Below are 26,507 nucleotides of genomic sequence, written 5' to 3' on the forward strand. Positions count from 1 at the left end.
ACCTTCGAGTCCCGGGCCCGGCGGGGCTCCTGTCGTACCGTCAGGCCCCGCGCAGCACCGCGCCGGTGCGCTCGGCGGCCACCGCGACCGCCGACTCGCGGGCCGCCGACGCCTCGTCCGCGGTCAGCGTCCGGTCGGTGGCCCGGAAGCGCAGCGTGTACGCCAGCGACTTCTTGCCCTCGCCCGCCTGCTCGCCCGTGAACACGTCGAACAGCCGCAGCGACTCCAGCAGTTCGCCCGCGCCCTCGCGCAGCGCCGACTCCACGTCCGCCGCGTGCACGCCCGCGTCCACGATCAGCGCCACGTCCTGCGTCGCCACCGGGTACGCCGACACCGGCGGGCCGGACACCCGGCGGCCGTCCTCGAACACCAGGTCGAGGTCGAGCTCCATCGCGGAGGTCCGCTCCGGCAGGTGCATCGCCTTGATCACCCGCGGGTGCAGCTCGCCCGCGTGGCCCACGACCTCGTCGCCGACCAGCAGCTCCGCGCACCGGCCCGGGTGCCACGGCGCGTACTGCGCCTGGCGGACCGTCAGCTCCACGCCCGCGGCCGCGGCGACCGTGCGGGCCGCCTCGATCGCGTCCGCCCAGCCGGACGGCGCACCCTTGCCCCACCAGCCCGACGGCAGCCGCTCACCGGTCAGCGCGACCGCGACCCGCCGCGGCTGCTCCGGCAGCGCCGCGTTCAGCTCGGCCAGCTGCTCCTCGGTGGGCCGACGGTCCACCGGCAGCCGCGGCGCGACCTTCGGCTCCGCCTTCGGCAGGAACACCGTGCCCGTCTCGAACAGCGCCAGGTCGGTGTTGCCGCGGCCCACGTTGCGGCGCAGCGCGCCCAGCAGACCCGGCAGCAGCGTGGTGCGCAGCGCCGGCTCGGCGTCGTTCAGCGGGTTGACCAGCTTCACGACCCGGCGGCGCGCGTCGTCCGCGTCCAGGCCCAGGCCGTCGAACGCGGCCTCGCCGACGAACGGGTACGCGTTGATCTCCACGTAGCCGGCGCCGGCCAGCGCCACGCCCACCCGGCGGTGGAAGCGCTGCGCCTCGGACAGGCCGCGGCCGGGCGGCGTGGTGGGCATCCGGGCGGGCACGTTGTCGTAGCCCTCCAGCCGGACGACCTCCTCGACCAGGTCGTACGGGTCCGTCAGGTCGGGCCGCCAGGACGGCGGGGTGACCTCCAGGACGTCCGCGCCGACGACCGTGCAGCCGACCTCCTGCAGGCGGCGGGTGACGGTCTCGCGGCCGTACTCGGCGCCGGCGACCCGGTCGGGCAGGTCCGCGTCGATCGAGATGGTGCGCACCGGGTGCGGGGCGGCGATGTCCGTCACCCCAGCCTCGGCGGTACCGCCGGCGATCAGCACCAGCAGGTCCACGGCGCGCTGCGCGGCGGCCCGGGCGGCCTCCGGATCGACGCCGCGCTCGAAGCGCTTCGACGCCTCGGAGGGCAGCTTGTGGCGCTTCGCGGCGCGGGCGATCGCGACCGGCTCGAAGTGCGCGGCCTCGACGATGATCTCGGTGGTGCCGGTGACGACGCCGGTCTCCGGGTCGGTGACCGGGTCGAGGATCTCGGTGGTCGCCCCGCCCATCACGCCGGCCAGGCCGATCGGGCCGGTGTTGTCGCAGATCAGCAGGTCCTCGACGGACAGCTTGCGCTTCACGCCGTCCAGCGTGGTCAGCGTCTCGCCCTCGGCGGCCCGACGGACCTGGATCGGCCCGTCCACCCGCTCGCGGTCGTACGCGTGCAGCGGCTGGCCGACCTCCAGCATCACGTAGTTGGTGATGTCGACGGCCAGCGAGATCGGGCGGATCCCCGACTTCTGCAGGCGGCGCTGCAGCCAGATCGGCGACTGCGCGGCCGGGTTCACACCGGTGACGGTGCGCGCCACGAACCGGTCGCAGCCCACCGGGTCGGCGACCTTCACCAGGTAGCCGTACGAGTTCGCCGGCGGCACGTCCAGCAGCGCCGGGTCGGCCAGCGGCAGGCCGTACGCGGCGGCGGCCTCGCGGGCCACGCCGCGCATCGACAGGCAGTAGCCGCGGTCCGGGGTGACCGCGATGTCGAGCACCTCGTCGACCAGCTGCAGCAGCTCGATCGCGTCGGTGCCGGGCTCGTACTCCGGCGGCAGCACGATGATGCCGTTGTGGTCGTCGCCCATGCCGAGCTCGCGGGCGGAGCAGATCATGCCGGCCGAGGTGTGGCCGTAGGTCTGCCGGGCGGAGATCGGGAACGGGCCGGGCAGCACGCCGCCGGGCAGGATCACCACGACCTTGTCGCCGACCTGGAAGTTGGTCGCGCCGCAGACGATCTCCTGCGGCTCACCGGTGCCGTTGGCGTTGCCGACGTTGACGAAGCAGTGCCGGATCGGCTTCTTGAAGCCGGACAGCTCGTCGATCGACAGCACCTCGCCGACCACCAGCGGGCCCTTGATGTCGGTGCCGAGCTGCTCGACCGTCTCGACCTCGAGACCCGCGCGGACCAGCCGGGCCGCGACGTCGCGTCCGGTCTCGCCCGCCGGCAGGTCGACGTACTCGCGCAGCCAGGAAAGCGGGACGCGCATCAGATCTCCATCCCGAACGGGAGGGTGAAGCGGACGTCACCCTCGACCATGTCGCGCATGTCGGCGACGTTGTGACGGTTCATCAGGATCCGCTCCAGGCCCAGGCCGAACGCGAACCCGCTGTAGCGGTTCGGGTCGATGCCCGCGGCGACCAGCACCCGCGGGTTGACGACGCCGCAGCCGCCCAGCTCGATCCAGCCCTCCGAGGAGCAGGTCCGGCACGGGCGGTCCGGGTTGCCCACCGAGGCGCCGCGGCACACGAAGCACTGCAGGTCGATCTCGGCGCTGGGCTCGGTGAACGGGAAGTAGGAGGGCCGCCAGCGCAGCTCCAGGCCGCCGCCGATCAGCTTCTCCACCAGCACCTCGATGGTGCCCTTCAGGTGGCCGAAGGTGATGCCCTCGTCCACCGCGATCGCCTCGACCTGGCGGAACACCGGGGTGTGCGTGGCGTCCAGCTCGTCGGTCCGGTACACCCGGCCCGGGGAGACCGCGTACAGCGGCGGCTCGCCGGCCAGCATCGCCCGGATCTGCACCGGCGAGGTCTGGGTGCGCAGCACCATGCCGGAGTCCGCGGAGCCGTCCGGGGCCTCGACGAAGAAGGTGTCCTGCATCGAGCGGGCCGGGTGGTCGGCGTGCAGGTTGAGGGCGTCGAAGTTCAGCCACTCCGCCTCGACCTCGGGGCCGGACGCCACCTGGTAGCCCATCGCGACGAAGGTGTCCTCGATGCGCTCGGCCAGCGTGGTCAGCGGGTGCCGGGCACCGCGCGGGACGCGGCCGTAGGGCAGCGTGACGTCCACCGCCTCCTCGACCAGCACCCGGGCGTCGCGCTCCGCCTCCAGCTCGGCCTGCCGCTTCGCGAGGGCCTGGTTCACGGCTCCGCGGGCCTGCCCGATCAGCTTGCCCGCGGCGGCCTTGGCCTGCGGCGGGAGCGCACCGATCTCACGGTTGGCGAGCGACAGCGGGGAGCGGTCGCCGGTGTGCGCGACCTTCGCCTGCTTGAGCTCGTCGAGGTCGGCGGCGGCGGCGAAGGCGGCGATCGCCTCGTCCCGGGCCTGTTCCACCACCTCGGGCTTGAGGGCCTCGACCTCGACCGGGTCGTACGACTTGTTGGGTGCCGACATCTCTATGCTTCCCGTGCTCCTGCTCGTGATCAGGTCTGCTGCCTCGCCGGGCGTCCGCGAGAACGCCAAGGGTCGAGTGTAGTCGCAGGCCGCGACCGGCCACGTGGGGCGACCGCGCAGCGGAAGCACCGGGAGCCGTCAGAGCATGAAGTCGGGGACGCCCGCCGGCAGCACGAACCGGAACCTGGCCCCGCCGCCCTCCGCCCGGCTGATCCGGATCACCCCGCCGTGCGCCTCCACGATGCCCTTCACGATGTACAGGCCCAGGCCCGTCCCGCCGCGCTTCGAACCCCGCCAGAACCGGGTGAACACCCGCGGCATCGCCTCCTCCGCGATGCCCGCGCCCTGGTCGCTGACGGTGACGGCGGTGCCCTCGATCGTCCGCGGCGGCGACCCGGCGGCCTCCACCACGTCCTTCGCCGGCCCCACCTCGATCGTCACCGTGCCCTCGCCGTGCCGGACCGCGTTCTCCAGCAGGTTCGCCAGCACCTGGTCGATCTTGTCCGGGTCGCCCCACTGCTCGGTCGGCGGCCCCGCCACCCGGATGTCGAACCGGTCCTCGGGGATGCCCGCCGCGACCTTGCCCTCCACGTGCCGGCGCACCGCCGCCGCCAGGTCCAGGCGCTGGCGGCGGATCTCCAGCCGGCCCGCGTCGATCCGCGAGATGTCCAGCAGCTCGGCGATCAGCCGGGTCACCCGGTCCGCGTCCGCGTCCACGGTCTCCAGCATCACCCGCTTCTGGCCGTCGTTGAAGCGCTCCCACTTCGCCAGCAGCGTCGCCGTGAACCCCTTCACGCTGGTCAGCGGTGAGCGCAGCTCGTGCGCGACCGTCGCGATCAGCTCGGCGTGGCTGCGCTCGGTGCGCCGGCGCGCCTCGGTGCCGCGCAGCGTCACCACCACCCGCCGCACCGGCCCGCCCGGCCGCTCCCGCACGTAGCGGGCGCACACCAGCACCTCGCGCCCGCCGGGCAGCAGCAGGTTCCGCTCCGGCTGCCCGGTGCGCACCGCCAGCCCGCCGTACGGGTCGGTCAGCTGCCACCAGCGCCGCCCGTCGAGGTCCTCCAGCGGCAGTGCGCGTTCCAGCTCCACGCCGATCGCGCAGTGCGCGGAACGGCCGGTGATCCGCTCGGCGGCCCGGTTGAAGACCACCACCCGGCCCCGCTCGTCCGCGACCACCAGCCCGTCCGGCAGGTCGTCCGGTTCCAGGGTCGCCAAGCCGTCGTCGCCGCCCATGGGTGTCCTCCCCCGCCCCGTACCGGCTTTGAGGACCGACCCTAGCGCGCTCAGGCCGTGCCGCGACACCCGCCGGGGGAGCGCTGGGCGCGCGCGGAGGCGTACAGGCACACGGCGGCGGCCGTGGCGAGATTCAAGCTCTCCGCGTGCCCGTGGATGGGGACGCGCACCACCTCGTCCGCCAGCGCCCGGGTCTCCTCCGGCAGGCCCCACGCCTCGTTGCCGAACACCCACGCGCACGGCCCTTCGAGGCTGCCCTCGTCCAGTTCCTGGTCCAGGTCCCGCTGCCCGGCGCCGTCCGCGGCCAGCACCCGCACCCCGGCCTCGCGCAGCCGCGTCACCGCCTCCTGCACCGGCACCCCGGTCGCCACCGGCAGGTGGAACAGGCTGCCCACCGACGCCCGCACCGCCTTCGGGTTGTACGGGTCCACCGACGCGTCGGTCAGCACCACCGCGTCCGCGCCGGCCGCGTCCGCGGTGCGCAGCACGGTGCCCGCGTTCCCGGGGTCGCGCACGTGCGCGAGCACCGCGACCAGCTTCGGCCGGGCCGCCAGCACCTGCTCGAACGGGGTGTCGATGAACCGGCACAGCGCGACGATGCCCTGCGGGGTGACGGTGTCGCAGATCTCCGCGATCACCTCCTCGGTGGCGGTCAGCACCGGCAGGCCCTCGGTGCGCGCGGCGGCGACGATCTCGGCGTGCCGCTCGGCGGCCTCCCGGGTCAGGTACACCTCCACCACGGCGTGCTCCCCGCCGGGCAGCCGCCCGAACGCCACCGCTTCCCGCACCGCCTGCGGGCCCTCGGCCAGGAAACGCCGCTCCTTGCTCCGCTGGTTGCGCTTGGCCAGGCGGCGGGCGGCGACGACGCGCGGGGAGCGCAGGGAGGTCAGCAGGGGGGTCTCGGTGCTCATGCTCACGTTCTTCGTCACGGAGGGGCGGGCGGACAGGCGGCGCGGTAACGCACGGACCCGCAGGCCGGTCGGCCTGCGGGTCCGGGAAAAGCAAGTCAGGGCACGGCCTGGATCAGGCGGCGACCTTGGGGGCGTTGACGTCCTCCGGCAGCGCCTTCTGGGCGACCTCGACCAGCGCGTGGAACGCGACGGTGTCGTTGACCGCGAGCTCGGCGAGCATCTTGCGGTCGATCTCGACGCCGGCGGCCTTCAGGCCCTGCACGAAGCGGTTGTAGGTCATGCCGTTGGCGCGGGCAGCGGCGTTGATGCGCTGGATCCACAGCTGACGGAAGTCGCCCTTGCGCTTCTTGCGGTCGTTGAAGTTGTAAACGAGCGAGTGGGTGACCTGCTCCTTGGCCTTGCGGTACAGGCGCGAGCGCTGGCCGCGGTAGCCGGAGGCGCGCTCCAGGATGACCCGGCGCTTCTTGTGGGCGTTCACTGCCCGCTTGACGCGTGCCACTTCATTACTCCTTGGTTCCGGACCCCGGGTTCGTGCCGCCGGTCCGTTATTCGATTCGGTCGGTAAGGATCAGCTGTGCCCGCAGCGTGGCCGCGGGCGGGCGATCACTTGCCGAGAAGCTTCTTGATCTTCTTGGCGTCGCCGGGGGCCATCTCGGCGTTGCCGGCCAGCTTGCGGGTCAGCGTCGAGGGCTTGTGCTCAAGCAGGTGGCGACGGCCGGCACGCTCGCGCAGCACCTTCCCGGAGCCAGTGATCTTGAAGCGCTTGCTGGCGCCGCTGTGCGTCTTCTGCTTCGGCATGTCGCCGTATCTCCTCGTCGGTCCGTTCGCGGCCCGCACCCCGGGGGTGCGGGCCGGAACTGGATGGATCTCGTCGCCGGGGCGGATGCCCCGGGTCCGGTGCCGGTCCCGTCCGGATTCCGAGCCCGAAGGCTCAGGCGTCCTGGGCGGTCTCGGCGGGCTGCTCGACCTCGGCGGTCTCGGCGGCCTGCTCGGCGGTCTCGGTCTGCTCGACCGCCTCCGCCTCCTCGTCCGCCTGCTCCGCGACCGGGCCGCGACCCTGCCGCTCCGCCTTGCGGGCGTCGGCGGCGGCGCGGGCCTCGGCCATCGCCTCGGTCTTCTTCTTGTGCGGGCCGAGAACCATGATCATGTTTCGGCCGTCCTGCTTGGCCGCGGACTCCACGAAGCCGAGCTCCTGGACGTCCTCCGCGAGCCGCTGCAGCAGTCGGAAGCCCAGCTCGGGGCGGGACTGCTCACGACCGCGGAACATGATCGTGATCTTGACCTTGTCGCCCTGCTTGAGGAACCGGACGACGTGACCCTTCTTGGTGTCATAGTCGTGCGGGTCGATCTTCGGCCGGAGCTTCATCTCCTTGATGACCGTGTGCGCCTGGTTCTTGCGCGCCTCACGGGCCTTCATGGCCGACTCGTACTTGAACTTGCCGTAGTCCATGAGCTTGCACACCGGCGGGCGCGCCGTGGCGGCGACCTCGACCAGGTCCAGGTCGTACTCCTGGGCAAGCTCCAGCGCCTTCGCGAGCGGGACGATGCCGACCTGCTCGCCGCTGGGACCGACGAGTCGCACCTCGGGGACGCGAATCCGGTCGTTGATGCGGGGCTCGGTGCTGATGGGGCCTCCTCGGTTGCACCTTCTTCGATGCGGCCGTCGGACGGCGGTCGCACGTAGTGGTTTCGACCACTGGGCGGGGCTTCATTCATGCTCCGCTGCCACTGCCGTCTGGCAGGAGCACCGAACGCACGAAAAAAGCCCCGCACGGTACAGGCGGGGCTCCACACGTTCCGGGATGCCCTGACGGACACCACTGGCGGCGGGCAATCCTTCCGGCGCTCGCCACGGACCGGACCCGTCGACCCTTCGGCCGCTCGGGTGGGAGACTGTCGCGGTTGCCCTCTCGGGCCTCCTGAAGTGGAGCCTCCACTTGCTGGCCGGGCATCCTCGACGGATTCCTGGCCGGTCAGTCTCGAAGCATACCAGCGTTCCGGGGCCGACCGGTATTCCGACCCGCCTCCGCCCGCCTTGTACGCTCCCTTTGTACTGCGCTTTCGCACCAGCATCCCGGAGTGACACCGTGACCAGCCAGCCCGACCACGACCACACCCCCGAGTCCGGCGAGGGCGTCGGCTTCGACGACCTGACCCGCGACATCGCCGAGGTCCCCGCCGTCGAGGTGATCACCACCGTCGCGGTCCACCTGATGAGCGCCGCCGCCGTCAAGTGCGGCCTGGCCGAGGGCGGCGAAGCCGACAAGGACCTCGACGAGGCCCGCAAGCTGATCACCGCCCTCGCCGGCCTGGTCACCGCCGGCGCCCCCGAGATCTCCAACTTCCACGCCGCCCCCCTCCGCGACGGCCTCCGCTCCCTCCAGCTCGCCTTCCGCGAAGCCTCCCTCGTCCCCGACGCCCCCGGCTCCGGCCCCGGCGAGAAGTTCACGGGCCCCGTCTACTCCTGACCCGGCCCCGACGAAAGGCCGCCCACCGAGAGAACTCCCCTCGGACCGGGCGGCCTTTCCGCTCTCCGCCCCCTCCCCGCCCCACCAGGGGCGCGGGGAACTGCGCGCAGCGAAAGGCCCTCAACACCTCGAAAGCCGCCCGCCGGGGGAACTCCCCTCGGACCGGGCGGCCCTTCCGCTCTCCGCCCCCTCCCCGCCCCACCAGGGGGCGCGGGGAACTGCGCGCAGCGAACGGCCCCAACGCCCGAAAGCCGCCTACCAGGGGAGCTCCCCCGGCGGGCGGCTTTCTGCGCTACGCGGTCACCGCTCAGGCGTCGTACTCGTCCAGCGGCGGGCAGGAGCACACCAGGTTCCGGTCGCCGTACGCGCCGTCGATGCGTCGCACCGCCGGCCAGTACTTGTCCGCCGGGTTGACGCCCGCCGGGAAGACGGCCTCTTCGCGGGTGTAGGGGTGCGCCCACTCGCCGGTCAGCATCGCCGCGGTGTGCGGGGCGTTGCGCAGCGGGTTGTCGTCCGCCGCCCACTCGCCCGCGCCGACCTTCTCGATCTCGCCGCGGATGGCGATCATCGCCTCGCAGAAGCGGTCGATCTCGTGCAGGTCCTCGGACTCGGTCGGCTCGATCATCAGCGTGCCGGCGACCGGGAACGACATGGTCGGCGCGTGGAAGCCGTAGTCGATGAGTCGCTTCGCGATGTCGTCGACGCTGACGCCGGTCTCCTTGCTGAGCGGCCGCAGGTCGATGATGCACTCGTGCGCGACCAGCCCGCCGGGGCCGGTGTACAGCACCGGGTAGTGCGGGGCGAGCCGCTTGGCGATGTAGTTGGCGTTCAGGACGGCCACCTGGGTGGCGCGCTTGAGGCCCTCGCCGCCCATCAGGCGCACGTACGACCAGGAGATCGGAAGGATCGCCGCGGAGCCCCACGGCGCGGCCGAGATCGGGCCGACGCCGGTCGCGGGGCCGGCCTCGCTCTGCAGCGGGTGGTTGGGCAGGTACGGCGCGAGGTGCGCGCGGACCGCGACCGGGCCGACGCCGGGGCCGCCGCCGCCGTGCGGGATGCAGAAGGTCTTGTGCAGGTTGAGGTGCGAGACGTCCGCGCCGAACTTGCCGGGCTTGGCGAGGCCGACCAGCGCGTTCAGGTTGGCGCCGTCGACGTACACCTGGCCGCCGGCCTCGTGGACGAGCGCGCAGATGTCGGTGATCTGGGTCTCGAACACGCCGTGGGTGGACGGGTAGGTGACCATCAGCACGGCGAGCTGCTCGCGGTGCTGCTCGATCTTGGCCTTGAGGTCCTCGACGTCCACGTCGCCGTCGGCCAGCGTCTTCACCACGACGACCCGCATGCCGGCCATCGCCGCGGAGGCCGCGTTGGTGCCGTGCGCGGAGGACGGGATCAGGCAGACGTCGCGCTGGGTGTCGCCGTTGGCCCGGTGGTAGGCGCGGACGGCCAGCAGGCCGGCCAGTTCGCCCTGCGAGCCGGCGTTCGGCTGGATGGAGACCGCGTCGTAGCCGGTGACCTCGACGAGCTGCTGCTCCAGTTCCCGGATGAGGGTCAGGAAGCCGGCGGCCTGGTCGACCGGCGCGAACGGGTGCAGCTGGCCGAACTCGGGCCAGGTGATCGGCTCCATCTCGGTGGTCGCGTTGAGCTTCATGGTGCAGGAGCCCAGCGGGATCATGCCGCGGTCGAGCGCGTAGTCGCGGTCCGACAGGCGGCGCAGGTAGCGCAGCATGGCGGTCTCGGAGCGGTGGCTGTGGAACACCGGGTGGGTGAGGTACTCGTCCTCGCGCAGCAGTCCGGCCGGGAGCGCGTCCGCGTCCTCGGCGATCTCCGCGGTCACGCCGAACGCGGCGAACACGGCGGCCAGGTGCTCGCGGGTGGTGGTCTCGTCGCAGGAGACCGAGACGCGGTCGGCGTCGACCCGGTGGACGTTCACGCCGCCGGCCAGCGCGGCGGCGACGACCTCGTCCGCGCGGCCCGGGACGACGGCGGTGACGGTGTCGAAGAACGCGTCGTGGGCGAGCTCGACGCCGCCGGCGCGCAGGCCGGCGGCGAGCGCGGCGGCGTAGCGGTGGGTGCGGCGGGCGATGTCGGCGAGGCCGTCGGGGCCGTGGTAGACGGCGTACATGGACGCCATCACGGCGAGCAGCACCTGCGCCGTGCAGATGTTGGAGGTGGCCTTCTCGCGGCGGATGTGCTGCTCGCGGGTCTGCAGGGCGAGCCGGTAGGCGCGGTTGCCGTCGGCGTCGACGGAGACGCCGACCAGGCGGCCGGGCAGGTTGCGGGCGTACTCGGCGCGCACGGCGAGGTAGCCGGCGTGCGGGCCGCCGAAGCCCATCGGGACGCCGAAGCGCTGGGAGGTGCCGCAGGCGATGTCGGCGCCGAGCTCGCCGGGCGAGCGCAGCAGGGTGAGGGCCAGCAGGTCGGCGGCGACGGCGACGACCGCGCCGAGCTGGTGGGCCTGCTCGATGACGGGCTTGATCTCGCGCACCGCGCCGGACGCGCCGGGGTACTGGAGCAGCACGCCGAACACGCCGCGCTCGGCGATCTCGGCGGGGATGCCGTTCGACAGGTCCGCGGTGACGACCTCGACGCCGGTCGGTTCGGCGCGGGTCTCGATCACGGCGAGGGTCTGCGGGAGGGTGTCGGCGTCGACCAGGAAGACGCCGCCCTTGACCTTGGTGACGCGCCGGGCGAGGGCCATCGCCTCGGCGGCGGCGGTGCCCTCGTCGAGCAGCGAGGAGCCGGAGGTGGCCAGGCCGGTCAGGTCGGAGACCATGGTCTGGAAGTTGAGCAGGGCCTCCAGGCGGCCCTGGGAGATCTCCGGCTGGTACGGGGTGTAGGCGGTGTACCAGGCGGGGTTCTCGAGGACGTTGCGCAGGATGACCGGCGGGGTGAAGGTGCCGTAGTAGCCGAGGCCGATCATCGAGGTGAGGACCTGGTTGCGGCCGGCCAGCTCGCGCAGTTCGGCGAGGACCTGGGCCTCGCTGCGGCCGGCGGGCAGGCCGAGTGCGGTGAGGCTGCGGATGGCGTCCGGCACGGCGGCGGCGGACAGCTCGTCCAGCGTGCAGTAGCCGACCTGGGCCAGCATCTTCTGCTGGGCGTCGCTGTCGGGACCGATGTGGCGGTGCTCGAAGGGGCTGGCCTGCTCAAGGTCGCTGAGCGTCGGCTGGGCGTTCATGGGGGTCGGGCCTCCTGGTCGCGGACCGGCGGTGGGACGCACGCCGACCGGCCGCCGCAGGAGCGTCCGGGCGTACGAACCCGTCAGCCTCCCCCTCTGTCATCGGTACCTGAGAGCTTCGCGCGCCCGGGTGGTGGCCCGGTCGGCTTGCACCGTCGGCGAGGTCAGTGTCCGGCGGCTTCGGTGCCGACGGTCTGCCCTGCTTTCCAGAGTGACCTGATCCTGCTCGGTACGGATGCCTGAGAGATTCCGGGGAGGGGTTGCTCCTTCGGCGTCCCGCAACCCCCTGTTCGGCGGGGCCGGGACTCTCCCGAGCGGGCTCGGCGGTCGCCGCCCAGGGTACCAGCGCGGACCTGCGCAATCACCGGTACGGCGGTGTGATCCGCCCCGGACGGCCGCCCTGCGAGTGCCACCGTCCGTTACGTGCCTTTTGGTGTGAAGTGGCGGCCCGGCACGCTCCTCCGGCCGCTCCTCCGACGGGCCCTCAGGAGCAGCAGCACTGGAGGACAGCGTGCAGACCGACATCGATCCGCGCGACCTGATCGGGCACAAGGCGGTGGACCGCAACGGTGACAAGATCGGCACGGTCGACGAGGTCTACCTGGACGACGCCACCGGCGAGCCGGAGTGGGCCGCCGTCCGGACCGGGATCTTCGGCCGGGACGCCTTCGTCCCGCTGGCCACCAGCGAGTTCGCGGACGACGAGCTGCGCGTCCCGTACGACAAGTCGCTGATCAAGGAGTCCCCGGACTTCGGGGTCGGCCAGCACCTGTCGCCGGCCCAGGAGCTCCAGCTGTACCGCTACTACGGGCTGGACAGCAGCGACGACGAGCCCGCGGAGAGCGTCCGCCCGGCGCCCGCCCCGGCGGCCGCCGCCGCTGCCGCTGCCGCTGCCGGGAGGAGCGAGCCGGCCGCGAAGGAGCGCCCGCGGCCGGAGCCGGCCGCCGACCGCGACTTCGGCACCGTCGCCTCCTCCCCCGACCCGGTCCACCGCCCGGCCCCCGCGCCCACCGCCCCGGCCGCGCCCGTCGCGTTCAGCCCGTACACCGGCCCGAAGGACGCCGCACCGAAGGACGCCGCACCGAAGGACACCGCGCCGAAGGACGCCGACGCGAAGACCGGCACGTCGGGAGAGGGCGCGGCGAAGGACGCCGCTCCGAAGGCCGGCCCGGAGCGGTCGAAGCCGTCCGGCGGGGCGGCCGGGCAGGCCGAGCGGACGCCGCCGGTGGAGATCACCTGCCGCGAGGAGCGCCTGGAGGTCACCACCGAGTGGCACCCGGTCGGCACCGCCCGGCTGCGCAAGTACGTGACCACCGAGGCGGTGGAGCGCCGGGTGCCGGTGGTCCGCGAGCGGGTGCGGGTGGAGCGGATCCCGGTGTCGGAGGCGGAGCGGGCGGCGCTGTCCGACCAGGAGATCGCCGAGGCGGTCGAGGAGGTCACGCTGCACGAGGAGCGCCCGGTGGTGCGCAAGTACCTGGCGCCGGTGGAGCGGGTGCGGCTGGTGGTGGAGCGGTACACCGAGGAGGAGGTGGTCCGCGAGGAGCTGCGGCGGGAGCACGTCGAGGTGCAGGACGCGGCGGACGGCGCGGACGGCCGGGCGCGGCAGCGGCAGCCGTGGAACGCGCAGCCGCAGTCCCCGGCGGCCGGGCACGCCGACGAGCACCCGCAGCCGCACCGCCCGTCGTCGCCGGCGAACGGCGACGGCCCGGGGCAGGCCCGTCCGGAGCCGATGCGCTCGGCCTGAGGCGTCCTCGCGCGCCTGACGGTGCGCCAACTCCCGGCCCCGGTCCGCCCGTGCGGACCGGGGCTCCGACTTTGCCAAAGCTTCACCATTAGATATTTGACAGATTGAAGCATCTCCCGACATCGTTACTTCAGTTCCTGCACTATCGCCTGACTGAAGCACCCGGAGGATTTCCCGTGAGTGAGGCACCACAGCCCACCGCCACGGCCGCCCAGCCCACCAGCGCCAGGGTCCTGCCCGCGCTGATCCTCGCCATGCTGGCGTACAGCGTGGTGCAGACCGCGGTCGTCCCGATCCTTCCGGGGCTGGCCCGCGAGCTGAAGGTCTCGGGTTCCGACATCACCTGGCTGATGACCGCCAACCTGCTGTCCGCGGCGGTCCTCACCCCGCTGCTCGGCCGCTTCGGCGACCTGCGCGGCCGCAAGCCGATGCTGCTGGTCTCGCTGGCCGGCCTGGTCATCGGCTCCGGCCTCGCGGTCGCCACCCACTCCTTCGGCTGGCTGGTCGTCGCCCGGGTGCTGCAGGGCGCGGGCGGTGGCGTGCTGCCGCTGGCGATCAGCATCGTCCGCGACGAACTGCCCAAGCAGAAGGTCACCGGCGGTGTCGCCGCCATCTCCGCCTCCATGGGCGTCGGCTCCGGCCTCGGCCTGGTCGCCACCGGCCTGCTGCTGGAGCACTGGAGCTACAAGTCGATCTTCTGGATGGGCCTGGTCTTCGCCCTGCTCGCGGTCGTCCTGGTGATCGTGCGGGTGCCCGCCGACCCGGTCGTCGACAAGGAGGGCGGCGCCGACCCGCTCGGCGCACTCACCCTGGCCGGCTGGCTGTCCGCGCTGCTGATCGCCGTCAGCCGCGGCAACGAGTGGGGCTGGACCTCCAACCGCACCCTCGGCCTGTTCGCCGTCGCCGCGGTCGTCGCCCTGCTGTGGCTGCTGGTCGAGTCGAAGGTCTCGCACCCGCTGGTCGACCTGTCGATGATGGCCCGCCCGGCCGTCGCGTTCACCAACATCGCCGGCCTGCTGATCGGCTTCGGCATGTACGGCTCGTTCATGGTGATCAGCAACTTCGCGCAGACCCCGGAGAAGCTGGCCCACTACGGCTTCACCGCCACCGTCCTGCACGCCGGCATCATGCTGCTGCCGTCCGCGATCGGCTCCATGGTCGCCGCCCCGCTCGGCGCGCTGCTGATCGCCCGCCGCGGCCCGCGCCTGCCGCTGGTCCTGGGCGGCCTGCTCGGCGCCGTCGCGATGGCCTACCTGGCGGTGCGTCACGACGCCGAGTTCGACGTCTACTTCTCCTCCGCCGTCTTCGGCCTCGGCGTCGGCCTGGCCTACGCGGCCATGCCGGCCTACATCAACGGCGCCGTGCCCGCCGAGCAGTCCGGCATCGCCAACGGCATGAACGCCGTCCTGCGCACCGTCGGCGGCGCCGTCGGCACCGCCGTGATGGCCGCCATCCTCACCGGCGACACCCTCAAGCTGCCGATCCCCGTGCAGCTGCCGACCCTGGACGCCTACCGGCACGCCTTCTGGGTGGCCGGCGCGATGTGCCTGGTCGCCGCGGTCGTCCCGTTCGGCATCCGCCGCATCAAGGCCGCCGCCACCCCCTCCGAGCAGCCCGCGCCGGCGCTCGCCAAGACCGACGCCTGACGGCGTCCCTCGCGTACTGGACACACGCGAGTACCGACGGACACCCCCCGCCACGGGCATCGGCGGGGGGTGTCCGTCCGTCCGGGCCCGGTCACGGCCCGCCGGCCGGCCCCTCCTCCGCCGGGGGCCTGAGCGGGAGCGCCCCCGACGGCTCCAGCTCCTCGTCGTCCACCGAGAACGTCCGCACCCGCCCCGGCCCCGAGTACGGCGTCTCGAAGCGCACCGTCACCCGGCCGACGCCGCTCCCCTGCACCCACCCGGGGCCGAACTCGCGGTGCGTCACGTCCTGGCCCGGCCACCAGCGGCGGGCGGCCGGAGCCTCGGACGGCCCCACCTCCTCGGCCTCCCCCTCGCCCTCGTCCGGGACCGCCCCCCGCTCCTCCCGCTCCAGCTGCGCGAACAGGTCCTCCTGGGTGAAGTCGGCGAGCTGGGCGACGCCCACGCCGAGCAGCCGCACGCCGCCCGTGACGTCCACCTGCAGGGCCAGCCGGCGGGCGGTCGCGCCGATCACCTCGGGGTCGTCCGTCGGCCCGCGCAGCGTCTCGGAGCGGGTCAGCGTGGAGAAGTCGAACCGGCGGACCTTCAGCACCACCGTCCGCCCGGAGCGCCCGGCCGCGCGCAGCCGGCGGACGCACCGCGCGGCGAGGTGGTCGATCTCGCGCAGGATCCGGTCCCGGTCCGCCAGGTCCACCTCGAAGGTGTCCTCCACCGACACCGACTTGGCGTCCCGGTCCGGCACCACCGGCCGCTCGTCCCACCCCAGCGCCATCTGGAACACACCCGCGCCGTGCGCCTTGCCGAGCAGCGCCACCAGCTCCTCGAACCCCGCCTCCGCCAGGTCCGCGACGGTCGTCAACCCGGCCCGGCGCAGCGCCTGTTCGGTGGCCGGCCCGATGCCGGGCAGGGCCCGCACCGGCATCGGCGCCAGCACGGCCTGCTCGGAGCCCGGCTCGATCAGCACCAGCCCGTCCGGCTTGGCCCGCTCGGAGGCGATCTTCGCCATCAGCTTGGACGCGGCGGCGCCGACCGAGGCGGTCAGCCCGGTGCGCTCCACGATGTCGGCCCGCAGGTCCTCGGCCAGCGCCAGCACCAGCTGCGCGCCCTCGGCCGGCGTCGCCTGGGCGAGCGCCGGCCCGTACGGCCCGGCCTCCAGGTCGACGAACGCCTCGTCCAGGCTGAGCGGCTCGACCAGCGGGGAGCGCTCCCGCAGCAGCGCCATGACGATCTCGCTGTTGGCCCGGTACGCCTCGAACCGGCCGGTCAGGAACGCCGCGTTCGGGCACAGCCGGCGGGCCTGTGCCATCGGCATCGCCGAGTGCACGCCGAACTTCCGCGCCTCGTAGGAGGCGGTGGAGACGACGCCGCGCCCGCCGAGGCCGCCGACGATGACGGGCTTTCCGCGCAGGCTCGGCTTGGACGCCTGCTCCACCGCCGCGAAGAAGGCGTCCATGTCGAGGTGGATGATGCTCGGCACGGACCGCACCGCTCGATCATCCCGCGCACCACCGACAATCCCCCGCCGGAGCGGCCCCGCTCAGTCCCGCGCCGGGCCGCCGAGCGCCGCGTCGGCGAGCGCCCGCGCCACCCCGTCCTCGTGCCGCCCGAGCAGCGCCGGGTCGGGCCGCACCAGCACATTCAGGAACGCCTTCGCCGCGCTGCCGATCTCCCGCACCTCCCCGTAGTGCCAGGTGGTGTCGTGCCACTCCTCCACGCCGACCCCGGACGCGTCGATCCCGGCGGCCCGGCACAGCGCCAACGCCCGCCGCACGTGGAAGGTCTGACTGACCAGCACCGCCTTGTCGACGCCGAACACCCGGTGCGCCCGGGTGCAGGAGTCCCAGGTGTCGAAGCCCGCGTAGTCGCCGACCACCCGAACCTCGGGCACGCCGCGCTCGATCAGGTAGCCGCGCATCGCGTCGGTCTCGTCGTACTCGACGGTGCCGTTGTCCCCGGTCACCAGGATCGCCTGCACCTTGTCGGCCCGGTACAGCTCCAGCGCGGCGTCCAAGCGGTGCGCCAGGTACGGGGAGGGCCTGCCGTCCATCAGGCCGGCGCCGAACACCACGGCCACCGGCGCGGCCGGCACGCTCCGCACGGTGCCGATCTTGTGGGACTGCGTCACGAACAGCCACGCGCTCGGGGTCAGCGCCAGCGCCGTGCCCACCGCCAGCGCCTGGAACCAGCGCCGCTGGCCGCTCCGGGTGCCCCAGCCGGGCGGCCGCCGGGTCAGCAGCCACCGACAGCGTCGCCCAAGGCCCTGCATGATCGTCCACACACCGAAGGTGACGAACCGTCCGGCCGCCCGGTTCCCGGCTGCGGACGGGGCGTCAGACCGCGCGGTTGCGGCGCTGCGCCAACTCGTCCGCCGGGTCGTGGCCGACCAGCGTCTCGCCGGTGTCGGTGCGCTCGCCGTGCAGCCGGCCGAGGGTGGCGTCGAGCTCCTGCCAGACCGCGCCGACCGCAATGCCGAACACGCCCTGCCCGCCGTTCAGCAGGTCGACGACCTGCTGCGGGGAGGTGCACTCGTAGACGGTGGCGCCGTCGCTCATCAGGGTCAGCCCGGTCAGGTCGGCCGGGTCGGCGGACTGCAGGTGGGTGACGGCCACTCGGATGTTCTGCAGCGACACGCCGGCGTCCAGCAGCCGCTTCACGATCTTCAGCAGGAGGATGTCCCGGAAGCTGTACAACCGCTGCGCGCCCGCCGCGTAGCCGGAGCGGACCGAGGGCTCCAGCAGCCCGGTGCGCGCCCAGTAGTCGAGCTGCCGGTAGGTGATTCCGGCGGCGGCGCAGGCCGTCGGGCCGCGGTAGCCGACCAGGGAGGAGCTCGGGGTGAGCCGTTCGATCGCGGGCTGCCCGGGCTGGACGGCCGGGAAGCGGCCGAGCCGGGGCAGCTCCTCGCCGTCCGGCTCGGGCCGCCAGGGCCGCCCGATCGGACCGCGGCCGGCGCGCGGCACGTGCACCGCGCACAGGGCTCCGGAACGCGTCTCGTCGCCGGTGCCGCTCATCGCCAACCTCCGTCCATTCCGCCTCAAGGCCCCCGTGGCCCCGCACGAACCCCGGGGGGCCGGCTGCGGGCGGCCCGTCCGGCGGGCCATCACCTGACGGTAGGCAGTCGCCAAAGCACCGTCAACGATCGCCACGCCGGGGCCTCCGGCGAACTTCACCCCATCGAGTGGTTATGCGTGCCCCATGTGCGGGTAGCGGAAAGGATTTCTACCACAGCCGAGTTGCGGCCCGTGACCTGCCCCGCTAGCGGAACGTCGGCCGGCGGTCACCAACCGCCACCGGCCCCCCCGGCCCGCCCGGCCGGAGCCCGGACCCGGCCGGGCCCCGGGCCGAGCGGCCGCTGCGGGCCGCCTACTGCGGGCCGCTGCCGCCGAAGTCCTCCGGCGAGACCTGGTCCAGGAACTCCCGGAACTTCTCGACCTCGTCCTCCTGCTCGTCCGGGATCGAGATGCCGGCCTCCGCCAGCACCTCCTCGCTCCCGTAGATCGGCGTACCGGTGCGCAGCGCCAGCGCTATCGCGTCCGAGGGGCGCGCGCTCACCTCGGCGCCCCCGGAGAAGACCAGGTCCGCGTAGAACACGCCGTCCCGCAGGTCGTTGATCCGCACCTCGGTCAGCTGCTGGCCGAGCGCCTCCAGCACGTCCTTGAACAGGTCGTGCGTCAGCGGACGCACCGGAGTCATGCCCTGCTGGGCGAAAGCGATCGCGGTGGCTTCCCCCGGCCCGATCCAGATCGGCAGGTAGCGGTCCCCGCCGACCTCCCGCAGCAGCACGATCGGCTGGTTGGAGGGCATCTCCACCCGGACACCCACGACGTCGAGCTCATTCACACCAGCAACCCTATGGCGCGCGCCCCCGATAGGAAAGCGCAGCAGGCAGCGGCCACCGCGATCCGGACGCCGCCCGCCCGCCGCCCGCTCACGACCGGGCCCGCAGCCCGGCCTGGACCATCGCCGCGTGCAACCGCACCGACAGCGTCGCCAGCTCCCGCGCCGTCGCCTCCGCGTGCGCCCGGGTCTGCGGGTTGCGGTGCCGCCGCAGCGGCGCCACCACCTGCTCCACCAGCGAAACCTCCCGGTCCGCGGCCGCCTTCATCGCCCGCAGGTGCCGCGGCTCCAGGCCGAACCGGCCCAGCTCCGCCACCAGCCGCGCGATCTGCAGTGCGTCCCCGTCGTACCCGCCGTCCGGGCCCGGCTGCACCAGCCCGTACGACTCCCATTCGACGAGTTCCCGCTCCTGCGCCTCGGCCGCCGCGATCAGCTCGGCCCGGCCCAGCCGCACCCCGCCCGGCGACGGCGAACCCGCCAGCTCCCGGTCCGCCTCCTCCAGCGGCCCCGGACGCGCCTCCGCCGCCGGCAGCGCCGGCGGCTGCTCGCCGCGCTCGATCGCGTCGAGGTGCTCGCGGATCACCCGCAACGGCAGGTAGTGGTCGCGCTGCATCCGCAGCACGTACGCCAGCCGCTCCACGTCCGCCGCCGAGAACTTCCGGTAGCCGGACGGGGTGCGCTGCGGCTCGACCAGGCCCTCCGCCTCCAGGAAGCGGATCTTGGAGATCGTCACCTCCGGGAAGTCGTCCCGGAGGAAGGCCAGCACCGCGCCGATGGACAGCAGTTCGTCACCCCGCCGGCGCGCCTCGCCCGCGCGGCGCGAGGCCGGCACGGGCGAGGTCCCGAGGGACGGGGTCGGAGTCTGTGGGGTCACTCGGGCTCCAAACGGAGAAGTGGTCAGTACCCCCGGTGGTGGCTGGCGAAGAACACCAGCCGGTACTTACCGATCTGCACCTCGTCGCCGTTGCTCAGCAGCACCTCGTCGATCCGCTCCCGGTTGACGTAGGTGCCGTTCAGGCTGCCCACGTCCGCGACCGAGAAGCCGCCGTCGGGCTGCCGGCGGAACTCCACGTGCCGACGCGACACCGTCACGTCGTCCAGGAAGATGTCCCCCTGCGGGTGACGACCCGCCGTGGTGACATCCGAGTCCAGCAGGAACCGGCTGCCCGAGTTCGGGCCGCGCTGCACGATCAGCAGCGCCGAACCCGGCGGCAGCGCGTCGATCGCCGCCATCACCTCGGCCGACAGCGTCGGCGTGGCGCCGGTCGACGTCGCGGTCGGGTCGTACGACTCGATGCCGGAGATCGAAATGGTCGACGTGGTCTCCGCCGCGCCCTCCGGGAAACCGCCACCGCCACGCAGCTGAGTACCGCAGTTCGAGCAGAACCGGGCCTGCGCCGGGTTCTGGTTCCCGCACCGCGGGCACGGGCTGGTGCCAGCCATGTTCACAGCCTCCTGGCGCGGCACGCCCGACTGGGGGTGCCCGGCATAGGGGTCCGGGGCAAACCCTCCACCGGAGGTTGAGGGTCCTGACGGGAAACCTATGCGCGGCCCGCCCGACGAATCAACCGACGCGCCGTAACCGGCGTCGAACTGCCCGGTCGGCACCCCGGCGCCCTCCGTCACGTCGTCCCGGTACAGCCCGCGCTGCCCGTCCGACGCCGGACGCATCGGCGGCACCCCGGCGTCGTCCTGCCGGTACCGGGCGGTCGGCGCCTCCGCCGCCGCCTGCTTGTTACGGCCGAAAAGCTTCGAGAAAAAACTCACGGGCGAATCCCCTTGCGTGTGACAGAACCGCCCGCGGGGCAGGGTTCAAGGCTCGGTGTGGCGGTAGACCCGGCATCCGGCCGGAGACTGACGATCGGTAGGACCCAGTGTCGCCGACGCCCTGCGGGCACCCACCACCGGGGGCGACCCGCAGCTGACGAACCGTACGGAGCGCGCCCCGTCACTTCGCCGCCGGCTTGCCGTACTGCAACGGCTTCGGGGTGGCCAACGCGTCCACCACCACCTTCTGCTGCTGGGCGATGGTCGCCCGCGCCTGCTGCTTCTCCAGGCTGCGCACCACACCACCGGGAATGTTCAGCGCCGGAGTCAGGTCCTGCGGATTGCCCACCACGGTGAAACGGAACGGCTGCGACACGTTCTTCCCGTCGATCCGCACACCGCCGCCCGACGCGTTGTCGGTGAAGTACGTCCCGGCCACCACGCGCACGTCGTTGATCTGAATCGCCTCCGCCCCCGCCGCTCGGAGTTCCTGCAGGGTGTCCAGCAGCATATCCGCCTTCACCTGCCCTTGGGGATCATCGATCGTCAGCACGATCCCCGGGCCGGTCGCCTTCTCGGTCCCCGCCAGCACACCCAGCTCCGCGGCCTTCCTCCTGGTCTGCTCCTGCGCCTCCTTGGCCTGGTTGGACGAGTTCTCCAACTGCGCCAAGGACTGCTCCAGCTGCGTCTTCTCGAACTGGAGACGCTGCTGGCGGCCGTCCAGTTCGTCCAGGATCCGCACCAGGTCCTCCTGCCGCGCCCCGCGCAACTGGCTGTGGTCGTTCGTCGACCGCACCTGGATCGCCAACGCCAGCCCCAGCGCGAACAGCAGCAGCGCCACCACCAGTTGGCCGCGCGACACCCGCGGCGGCCACAGCGCCGCCTTCAACCGGGTCCGCCCGTCCGACGGCAACACCACCGGCACCGGCGCGCCCTGACGAGGCGTCAGGGGCTTCTCCGGCGCGGGCTCGGCCTCCTGCTCCGCCTCGACATCCGCTTCCGCGGCCGCCGCACCGCCCTCCGCCTTCTCGGCGGGCTGCTCGACGGCCTGCTCCGGCCGCTTCTCCGCCGGCTCCTCGGCCCCGGCCGACCGCTCCGGGCCCTGCGGCTCCTTCTCCTCGCTCACGCCGCTCCCCTATGCCCTGAACACGTGCCGACGGATCGCCGCGGCATTCGAGAAGATCCGGATGCCCAGCACCACCACCACGCCGGTGGACAGCTGCGAGCCCACGCCCAACTGGTCGCCGAGGAACACGATCAGCGCCGCCACCACCACGTTCGACAGGAACGACACCACGAAGACCTTGTCGTCGAAGATCCCGTCCAGCATCGCCCGCACGCCGCCGAACACCGCGTCCAGCGCCGCCACCACCGCGATCGGCAGGTACGGCACCACCGCGTTCGGCACCTCCGGCTGCACGAACACGCCGACGACCACGCCGATCACGAGACCCAGTACGGCAATCACGGTGCAGCAACTCCTGTTCCGGTGGAAGTGGACTTCACGGTCGGACGCGCCGACCCCGACGGCGCCGGCGACTTCGGCTTCACGGACGACGACGGCGGCGGTGACGGCGACTGCGACGCGGCCGGCTGGGACGCCCCGGGCGAAGGCTCCGGCGACTCCGTCCCGGCCACCCGCAGCGTCACGCCGGCCGCGGCCGGCAGCGTCAGCGACTTCTGCGCCGACACCGACGAACGGATCCCGTAACTGTCCTGGATGACCTTCAGGTAGTGGCCGGCCTCGTTGTCCTGGAACGCCTGGGCCAGCCGCGGCCCGTCCCCGATCGCCAGCAGCGTGTACGGCGGCACCAGCGGACGGTTGTCCACCAGGATCGCGTCACCCGCCGCCCGGATCGCCGACAGCGCGGTCAGCCGCTGCCCGTTCACCGACACCGCCTCCGCGCCCGCCAACCACAGGCCGTTCACCGCGTACTGCAGATCGTGGTCCTGCACCCGGCCCTTGTTCCCGAACCCCTCGGCGTTCCGCGGATCGCTCACGTTCCCGCCGGTCCCGGTGCCGGACGCGTCCTCGATCACCAGCTTGACGCCCGGCCCGGTGATCGCACCGGTCCCGGCCTGCGCCGCCAGCCGCGCCAGCCCGCCGTCGTCCGACTGCAGCGCCTGCGCCTGGGCCTCGTCGACCTTGGCGCGGTCCTGCTCGACCTGCCGCTGCAGGGCGTCCGCCGCCTTGTTCGCCTCGTTCACCCGACTCACCAGGGCGTCCCGCTCCTGCGCCAGGACGGGCGCCGCCTCCTGCGTGTTCACCGCCCCGACGGTCACCACGGTCGCCGCCAGCGCCAGCCCCAGGGCCAGCACCAGCCGCCCCCTCGCCGTCGACGGCAGCCGCGACCGGCCCTCCGCCCCGCGCGCCCGGGCCGCCTCCGCGTACCCGTCGTCCAACGAGTGGTCCATCACCGTGGTCAGCAGGGACATCGAGGCGTCCGGACGGCGGAACCGCCCCTCCGGGTCACTCGGCGTCGACGTTGCTGGCATGCGCCACATCGTTTCACGACCACGCGCCGGCCCACGACCAGCCCCCGGCCCCGGACGGCCCTATCGGCACACGATCGTGACAAATGCCCGGTGGGGACGGACCCGCAGGCCCGCCCCCACCGGAACACCTCCGCACTACCTCCCGGCGCCGTCCACGACCGCGGCCCACTCGTCCAGCAGCCGCTCCGTCGCCTCGTCGTCCGGGCCCTCCGCCCACAGGTGCGTCACGGCCTCCGCCGGATCCGGCAGCACCAGCGTCCACCGGCCGTCCGCCTCGACCACCCGCACCCCGTCCGTGGTGTCCAGCTTGCGGTTGCCCGCCGCCTCCACCACCGAACGCATCACCATGCCCTTGGCGGCCCACGGCGTCGCGATGTCCCGCTTCTGGATGTGCGCCTGCGGGATCCGCGCATCGATCTGACTCAGCGTCAACTGCGTCCGCGCCACCAGGCCCACCAGCCGCACGAACGCCGCCGCGCCGTCCAGCACCCCGGAGAACTCCGGCACCACGAAACCGCCGCGCCCGTCGCCGCCGAAGATCGTGCCGTCCGCCGCCGCGGTCTTCGCCAGGTCGTGCGGCGAGGTCGTCGTCCACATCACCTGGGTGCCGTGGTACGCCGCCACCTGCTCGGCGATCCGCGTCGTCGTCACCGGCAGCGCCACCTGCCCGGCCCGGCGCTCCGCCGCCACCAGGTCGAGCAGCACCAGCAGCGCCCGGTCGTCCTCGATCACCCGGCCGAGCTCGTCCACGAAGGACACCCGCTCACCCACCGGGTCGAACCGCACGCCGAACGCCGCCCGCGAGGACGCCACCAGCTCGCCCAGCCTGGCCAGCGCCGCCCGCCGGTCGTCCGCCCCCTCGGTCGGCCGCGCCTCGTCCAGGCCGCCGGCCACCGTCAGCGCCTCCACCCCGAGCCGGCCCAGGATGCTCGGCAGCACCAGCCCCGCGCTGCCGTGCGCGGCGTCCACCACCACCTTCAGCCCGGCCTCCCGCACCCCGCTGGTGTCCACCGCCCGCAGCAGGTTCGTCGCGTACGAGTCGAACACGCTCGCCGGGTGCAGCAGGTCGCCGATCTCGCCGGGGAACGCCCGCCGGAACTCCTGCCGCGCGTACACCCGGTCCAGCTTCCGCTGCCCCGCCTGCGACAGGTCCGCGCCCCGCTCGTCGAAGAACAGGATGTCCAGCGAGTCCGGCACCCCGGGCGTGGTCCGCAGGAAGATCCCGCCCGCACTCCCCCGCGCCGTCGCCTGCCGGGCCACCGGCATCGGCACGTTCTCCAGGTCCCGGACGTCGATCGCACTGGTCTGCAGCGCCGAGATCATCGCCCGCTTCAACGCCCGCGCACCACGCGAGTGGTCACGCGCGATGGTGACGGTGGCGCCCTTCTTCAGCGTCGTCGCGTACGCCCCCGCCAGCCGCACCGCCAACTCCGGCGTGATCTCCACGTTCAGGATGCCCGACACGCCGCGCACCCCGAACAGGTGCTCCTGCCCGCGGGACTCCCAGATCACCGAGGTGTTGACGAACGCGCCGGCCTCGATCGTCTTGAACGGGTACACCCGGACGTTGCCCGCGATGATCGACTCCTCGCCGATCAGGCACTCGTCACCGATCACCGCCCCCTCGTCGATCCGCGCGGCCTGCATCACGTCGGTGTTCTTCCCGACCACGCAACCCCGCAGGTTCGACTGCGGCCCCACGTACACGTTGTCGTGCACCACCGCCTTGTGCAGGAACGCGCCGCGCTTCACGACCACGTTCGACCCCAGCACGGTGTGCTCGCGCAGCTCCACGCCGGCCTCGACCTTGGCGTAGTCACCGATGTACAGCGGCCCGCGCAGCACCGCCTCCGGGTCCACCTCGGCGCCCTCGGCCACCCACACGCCGGGCGAGATCTCGAACCCGTCCAGCTCGACCTGGACCTTCCCCTCCAGGACGTCCGCCTGAGCCTTCAGGTAGCTCTCGTGGGTGCCCACGTCCTCCCAGTAGCCCTCGGCGACATAGCCGAACACCGGCTTGCCCTCCTTGAGCAGCTGCGGGAACACGTCGCTCGACCAGTCGACCGACTCCCCGGCCGCCACGTAGTCGAAGACCTCGGGCTCCATCACGTAGATACCGGTGTTCACGGTGTCCGAGAACACCTGGCCCCAGGTCGGCTTCTCCAGGAAGCGCTCGACCTTGCCCTCGTCGTCGGTGATGGTGATGCCGAATTCCAGCGGATTCGGCACCCGGGTCAGACACACCGTCACCAGTGCGCCCTTCTCCCGGTGAAAGGCAATCAGCTCGGAAAGGTCGAAGTCGGTCAGCGCGTCGCCGGAGATCACCAGAAACGAATCGTCCCGCAGCGCGTCCTCGGCGTTCTTCACGCTGCCCGCCGTCCCCAGCGGCGTCTCCTCGTTGGCATAGGTGAGGTGCATCCCCAGTTCCTCACCGTCACCGAAGTAGTTCTTCACCAGTGAGGCCAGGAACTGCACAGTCACCACCGTGTCGGTGAGGCCGTGCCGCTTCAGCAACCGCAGCACGTGCTCCATGATCGGCCGATTGGCGACCGGCAACAGTGGCTTGGGCATGCTGGAAGTCATGGGGCGGAGTCGAGTGCCCTCCCCGCCCGCCATCACAACGGCTTTCATTACGGGTGCGTCCTCCTTCGCGGTGGTGAACCCCTGCGGGTCCATCAAACCGGTCCGACGCATGTCTACCCGGAAGAAATGATCCGACTCACCGACGCGGCCGTGTGAAACGTCTCAGGCCGATCTCAAACGGCAGCCGTACGCTCCGCCTTCAGCATCTGCCGAGCCTGCACGGCGTACAGCGCGCCGGCCCACCAGTACAGCGTCGTCCCCCACCAGATGAACGCCCAACTCACCACACCCGCAACCTGGTGCGCCCATCCCACGCCGACACTCAGCAGCAACAGCGGAAACGCGTACATCAGATTGAACGTGGCGGCCTTCCCCAGGAAACTCACGTTCAGCGGGCCGTACCCCGCCCGGTTGAGCCGCAGCAACACCACCCCGACGAAGGCCTCACGCGCCACCAGCAGCGCCGTCAGCCACCAGGGCAGGATCTCCCGCCAGGTCAGCCCCACCAGCGTCGACACGATGTACAACCGGTCCGCCGCCGGGTCCAGCAACTGCCCCAGCCGGCTGATCTGCCCCCACCGCCGGGCGAGCTTCCCGTCCAGATAGTCGCTGACCCCACTCAGCATCAGAATGACGATCGCCCACCCGTCGTTCTTCGGCCCCCCGAAGACCGGCCACAACACCAACCACAGAAAGATCGGCACGCCCACCAGCCGAGCCATGCTCAGCAGATTGGGGATCGTGAAGATCCGGTCGGTCTGGACGCGCGTCTCCTGGACCTCCACTGTGCGGAGCCTCCTGTGGTGCCAACGACAAAGTGTGCGGGATTGACCTTACAACAGAAAAGCCCCCTGACATCCCGTCAGGGGGCTTCTCCAGAAAGATTGTTCGGCGGCGTCCTACTCTCCCACAGGGTCCCCCCTGCAGTACCATCGGCGCTGTGAGGCTTAGCTTCCGGGTTCGGAATGTAACCGGGCG

The 26,507-nt window shown here is 72.6% G+C and carries 22 protein-coding genes, 1 rRNA gene and 1 riboswitch; of the genes, 3 read left to right on the forward strand and 20 right to left on the reverse strand.

Going from position 1 to position 26,507, the window contains the following annotated elements; genetic code table 11:
- Window positions 1-40: 40 nt before the first annotated feature.
- From pheT to infC, 7 genes are all read right to left on the reverse strand, one after another.
- Window positions 41-2,551 carry a phenylalanine--tRNA ligase subunit beta gene (gene pheT, locus ACFV1L_RS34715; RefSeq protein ID WP_380373873.1) on the reverse strand — a complete coding sequence of 837 codons (2,511 nt, stop codon included), beginning with the start codon at window positions 2,549-2,551 and terminating at the stop codon, window positions 41-43.
- The gene (gene pheS / locus ACFV1L_RS34720; RefSeq protein WP_380373875.1) at window positions 2,551-3,672 is read right to left on the reverse strand and encodes a phenylalanine--tRNA ligase subunit alpha; all 1,122 of its coding nucleotides are present in this window, start codon (window positions 3,670-3,672) and stop codon (window positions 2,551-2,553) included. The genes pheT and pheS overlap by 1 nt, the downstream gene beginning before the upstream one ends.
- A 138-nt stretch (window positions 3,673-3,810) precedes the next feature.
- Window positions 3,811-4,905 (reverse strand): ATP-binding protein, encoded by a 1,095-nt coding sequence (locus ACFV1L_RS34725; protein ID WP_380373878.1) that lies wholly within the window; start codon window positions 4,903-4,905, stop codon window positions 3,811-3,813.
- 50 nt (window positions 4,906-4,955) lie between these two features.
- Complete coding sequence (locus ACFV1L_RS34730; protein ID WP_380373881.1) at window positions 4,956-5,816, reverse strand: TrmH family RNA methyltransferase; 861 nt, start codon at window positions 5,814-5,816, stop codon at window positions 4,956-4,958.
- A gap of 112 nt (window positions 5,817-5,928) precedes the next feature.
- Window positions 5,929-6,315, reverse strand: a complete 387-nt coding sequence (rplT, locus tag ACFV1L_RS34735) for a 50S ribosomal protein L20 (RefSeq protein ID WP_035860415.1) — start codon at window positions 6,313-6,315, stop codon at window positions 5,929-5,931.
- Between the two features lie 104 nt (window positions 6,316-6,419).
- Complete coding sequence (rpmI, locus tag ACFV1L_RS34740; RefSeq protein WP_030268653.1) at window positions 6,420-6,614, reverse strand: 50S ribosomal protein L35; 195 nt, start codon at window positions 6,612-6,614, stop codon at window positions 6,420-6,422.
- 133 nt (window positions 6,615-6,747) lie between these two features.
- On the reverse strand, window positions 6,748-7,443 hold the full coding sequence (gene infC, locus ACFV1L_RS34745) for a translation initiation factor IF-3 (RefSeq protein WP_380373914.1): 696 nt from the start codon (window positions 7,441-7,443) through the stop codon (window positions 6,748-6,750).
- 460 nt (window positions 7,444-7,903) lie between these two features.
- Between infC and ACFV1L_RS34750 the strand changes: the two genes are divergently transcribed.
- Window positions 7,904-8,284 (forward strand): DUF1844 domain-containing protein, encoded by a 381-nt coding sequence (locus ACFV1L_RS34750; protein ID WP_035860421.1) that lies wholly within the window; start codon window positions 7,904-7,906, stop codon window positions 8,282-8,284.
- Window positions 8,285-8,591: 307 nt separating this feature from the next.
- On the opposite strand, the gene gcvP is transcribed toward ACFV1L_RS34750, so the two are convergent.
- Window positions 8,592-11,462 (reverse strand): aminomethyl-transferring glycine dehydrogenase, encoded by a 2,871-nt coding sequence (gene gcvP / locus ACFV1L_RS34755; RefSeq protein WP_380373884.1) that lies wholly within the window; start codon window positions 11,460-11,462, stop codon window positions 8,592-8,594.
- 217 nt (window positions 11,463-11,679) lie between these two features.
- Window positions 11,680-11,785, reverse strand: a riboswitch (glycine riboswitch).
- A gap of 188 nt (window positions 11,786-11,973) precedes the next feature.
- Here gcvP and ACFV1L_RS34760 point away from each other — a divergent pair.
- Window positions 11,974-13,206 (forward strand): PRC and DUF2382 domain-containing protein, encoded by a 1,233-nt coding sequence (locus ACFV1L_RS34760; RefSeq protein ID WP_380373887.1) that lies wholly within the window; start codon window positions 11,974-11,976, stop codon window positions 13,204-13,206.
- A gap of 176 nt (window positions 13,207-13,382) precedes the next feature.
- Window positions 13,383-14,852: an MFS transporter gene (locus tag ACFV1L_RS34765; RefSeq protein WP_380373890.1), complete on the forward strand. Its 1,470-nt coding sequence runs from the start codon at window positions 13,383-13,385 to the stop codon at window positions 14,850-14,852.
- A gap of 91 nt (window positions 14,853-14,943) precedes the next feature.
- Here the strand turns inward: ACFV1L_RS34765 and ACFV1L_RS34770 are convergent, their stop codons facing one another.
- The 12 genes from ACFV1L_RS34770 to rrf form a co-directional block, all read right to left on the reverse strand.
- Window positions 14,944-16,335: a DNA polymerase IV gene (locus ACFV1L_RS34770; protein WP_380373893.1), complete on the reverse strand. Its 1,392-nt coding sequence runs from the start codon at window positions 16,333-16,335 to the stop codon at window positions 14,944-14,946.
- A gap of 51 nt (window positions 16,336-16,386) precedes the next feature.
- Window positions 16,387-17,115 (reverse strand): vancomycin high temperature exclusion protein, encoded by a 729-nt coding sequence (locus ACFV1L_RS34775; protein WP_380373895.1) that lies wholly within the window; start codon window positions 17,113-17,115, stop codon window positions 16,387-16,389.
- Between the two features lie 64 nt (window positions 17,116-17,179).
- Window positions 17,180-17,857: a MerR family transcriptional regulator gene (locus ACFV1L_RS34780; protein WP_380373898.1), complete on the reverse strand. Its 678-nt coding sequence runs from the start codon at window positions 17,855-17,857 to the stop codon at window positions 17,180-17,182.
- Between the two features lie 352 nt (window positions 17,858-18,209).
- On the reverse strand, window positions 18,210-18,686 hold the full coding sequence (locus ACFV1L_RS34785; RefSeq protein WP_035860428.1) for a bifunctional nuclease family protein: 477 nt from the start codon (window positions 18,684-18,686) through the stop codon (window positions 18,210-18,212).
- An 88-nt stretch (window positions 18,687-18,774) separates the two neighbouring features.
- Window positions 18,775-19,515 (reverse strand): MerR family transcriptional regulator, encoded by a 741-nt coding sequence (locus tag ACFV1L_RS34790; protein ID WP_380373916.1) that lies wholly within the window; start codon window positions 19,513-19,515, stop codon window positions 18,775-18,777.
- A 65-nt stretch (window positions 19,516-19,580) separates the two neighbouring features.
- Window positions 19,581-20,450: an FHA domain-containing protein gene (locus tag ACFV1L_RS34795; protein ID WP_380373901.1), complete on the reverse strand. Its 870-nt coding sequence runs from the start codon at window positions 20,448-20,450 to the stop codon at window positions 19,581-19,583.
- A 181-nt stretch (window positions 20,451-20,631) separates the two neighbouring features.
- A complete protein-coding gene (locus ACFV1L_RS34800) occupies window positions 20,632-21,576 on the reverse strand; it encodes a DUF881 domain-containing protein (RefSeq protein ID WP_380373904.1) in 945 nt (314 codons plus the stop codon).
- A 9-nt stretch (window positions 21,577-21,585) separates the two neighbouring features.
- On the reverse strand, window positions 21,586-21,918 hold the full coding sequence (locus tag ACFV1L_RS34805) for a small basic family protein (RefSeq protein ID WP_043908904.1): 333 nt from the start codon (window positions 21,916-21,918) through the stop codon (window positions 21,586-21,588).
- On the reverse strand, window positions 21,915-22,955 hold the full coding sequence (locus ACFV1L_RS34810; protein WP_380373907.1) for a DUF881 domain-containing protein: 1,041 nt from the start codon (window positions 22,953-22,955) through the stop codon (window positions 21,915-21,917). The genes ACFV1L_RS34805 and ACFV1L_RS34810 overlap by 4 nt, the downstream gene beginning before the upstream one ends.
- A 126-nt stretch (window positions 22,956-23,081) precedes the next feature.
- Complete coding sequence (locus ACFV1L_RS34815) at window positions 23,082-25,577, reverse strand: sugar phosphate nucleotidyltransferase (protein ID WP_380373909.1); 2,496 nt, start codon at window positions 25,575-25,577, stop codon at window positions 23,082-23,084.
- Between the two features lie 125 nt (window positions 25,578-25,702).
- A complete protein-coding gene (locus ACFV1L_RS34820; RefSeq protein ID WP_380373912.1) occupies window positions 25,703-26,314 on the reverse strand; it encodes a CDP-alcohol phosphatidyltransferase family protein in 612 nt (203 codons plus the stop codon).
- A 101-nt stretch (window positions 26,315-26,415) separates the two neighbouring features.
- Window positions 26,416-26,507: ribosomal RNA gene (gene rrf, locus ACFV1L_RS34825) — 5S ribosomal RNA — on the reverse strand; the annotation flags it as partial.

The organism is Kitasatospora sp. NPDC059646 (assembly GCF_042734615.1).
Taxonomy (GTDB): Bacteria; Actinomycetota; Actinomycetes; order Streptomycetales; family Streptomycetaceae; genus Kitasatospora.